At 76.1% G+C, this 2,074-nt stretch carries 1 protein-coding gene and 1 pseudogene; both read right to left on the bottom strand.

The annotated features are described in order from the left end of the window. Positions 1–663, bottom strand: a pseudogene (locus tag ROTAS13_RS23520) (hypothetical protein); the annotation flags it as partial. 7 nt (positions 664–670) lie between these two features. Next, positions 671–2,074: thiol reductant ABC exporter subunit CydD (gene cydD / locus ROTAS13_RS23515; protein ID WP_075823582.1), on the bottom strand; the 1,404-nt coding region annotated here is incomplete at its 5' end.

The raw sequence follows: 2,074 nt of genomic DNA, 5'->3' as shown, positions 1-2,074 counted from the left end.
GCGTTCCGCCAGATGCGTGGCCAGCCGCCGCGCGGCGGCGACGGTCAGGCCCAGCACCAGGGCCGCCGCCAGGGCGGGGCCGGTCCCGGCCAACAGCAGCAGCGCCGTGCCGGAAAGCAGCGAGGCCCAGAGCCCCCAGCGCGCGGAACGGCGCACCAGGTCGGCCTCCAGCGCATCCACGTCGCCCACCACGCGCGCCGTGGCCTCTCCGGTGGACAGTGCCAGGGCGGTGGCGGGGGGCGAGGCGGCCAGGGCGCGGAACAGGGCCGGACGCAAGCGCGCCAGGGCACGCAGCGCGGCATCGTGCCCGACCAGCCTTTCGCCATAGCGGCCGCCGGTGCGCAGAATGGCAAGCAGGCGTATGGCGGCGCTGGGCAGCATGTAGTTGAAGCCCTGCGCCACCGCCGGCCCGCCCAGCCCGGCCAGGGCGGCGGCGGTGATGAACCAGCCGGACAGGCCCAGCAGCGTCACCGAGGCGGCCGCGACCAGGGCGGCGAGGAAGCCGGCCAGCAACAGCCGGGGCCGCTGGCGCCGGCATTCCGCGCCAAGGATCGCGCGGAGCGGGCTGCCCGCGACGGGCGGGACTGGCGCCGGGGCAGGGGGCGCGGCCCTGGGGGCCGGTACGGCGGCATCGCCTGGCGGCAGGGCGTGGAGCTTGGTCATGGCGGGCTCAGCTCAGGCGCAGGACGCGGTCGGCGACGGCCGCCAGGCGCCCGGAATGGGTGGCGATCAGGGTGGTGCGGCCGCCCTTTGCGGTGGCGCGCCGGATGGTCTCGATCAGCGCCGCCTCCGAGGCAGCGTCGAGATGCGCGGTGGGCTCGTCCAGCAGCAGCACCGGTGCCGGCTTCAGCAGGGCGCGGGCCAGGGCGATGCGCCGCCGCTCGCCGCCGGAAAGGCCACTGCCGCGCTCGTCCAGCCGCGCCGCCGGCCCGCCCTCGCGCCGGGCCAGCAGCATGCCGAGTCCGGCCTGTTCCGCCGCCGTGGTGATGGCGGGCACCAGTTCCGGCACCGGCACGCCGGGGCGCGACAGGGCGATGTTTTCGGCCAGGCTGCCCGGCACGATCAGCGGCGCCTGCCCCATCCAGGCCACCGAGGGTGCGAAGGAGCCCGCCTCCGACAAAGCGAGCCCGTCCACCAGCACCTCCCCCTCGCTCAGCGGCGCCAGGCCCAGCAGCAGGTTCAGCACCGTGCTCTTGCCCGCGCCGCTCGGCCCGAGCAGCGCCACCGTCTCGCCGGGGGCAATGTCCAGGCTGAAGCCGGACAGGGCCGGCCGGTCCTCGCCGGGATAACGGACCGTGACATCCCGGAAGCGGATCGCCGGAGCCTGGCGCAGCGGCGCGGCCTGGGCGGCCGGGGCCTTCGCCATGGCCTCCAGCGCCGAAAGCCGGTCGGCGGCGACCTCGGCGGCCTGCTTCTCGTGATAGGCGGCGGCAAGGCGGCGCATCGGGGCGTAGAATTCCGGCGCCAAGGCCAGGACGAAGAAGGCTTCCGCCAGGGTCAGCGTTCCCGGCACCTTCACCGGCAGCAGGCCGAGCAGGTTGAAGCCCGCATAGACCGCGACCAGTGCCACCGAGAGGGCGGCAAAGAACTCCAGCGCGCCGGAGGACAGGAAGGCGACGCGCAGCACGCCCACGGTGCGGCGGCGCAGCTCCTCGGCGGCGGTGCCGAGGCGCGTGGCCTCGCGCTCCTCCGCGCCGAAGGCCAGCAGCACCGGCAGCGCCCGCACCCGGTCGGCGAAGAGCTCCGACAGGCGTGACAGGGCGGAGAACTGCCGCCGCTGCGCATCCGCCGCGGCGCCGCCGGCCAGGGCCAGGGCGAGGATGAAGGGCGGCAGGGTGAGCAGGAGGATGCCCGCGCTGACCGGGCTGGCCCAGGCGGCGGCGAGCAGGACCAGGAAGGGCACCAGCGCCGCCGCGTGGCGCGCGGGCAGGAAGCGGGCGAGGTAGCCGTCCAGCGTCTCCACCTCGTCCACCGCCGCGTTCAGCAGGGCGCCGCTGGCCGGGCGCTCTCCGGCGGGGATGGCGAGGCTCGCCACCACGACGCGCCGCCGCAGAGCCGTCTTGGCCTGTCTCTT

The organism is Roseomonas sp. TAS13, assembly GCF_001950415.1.
GTDB lineage: Bacteria > Pseudomonadota > Alphaproteobacteria > Acetobacterales > Acetobacteraceae > Roseomonas > Roseomonas mucosa.
Note: the sequence above shows the minus strand (reverse complement) of the source record. Positions and strands in the feature narration are given on the sequence as shown.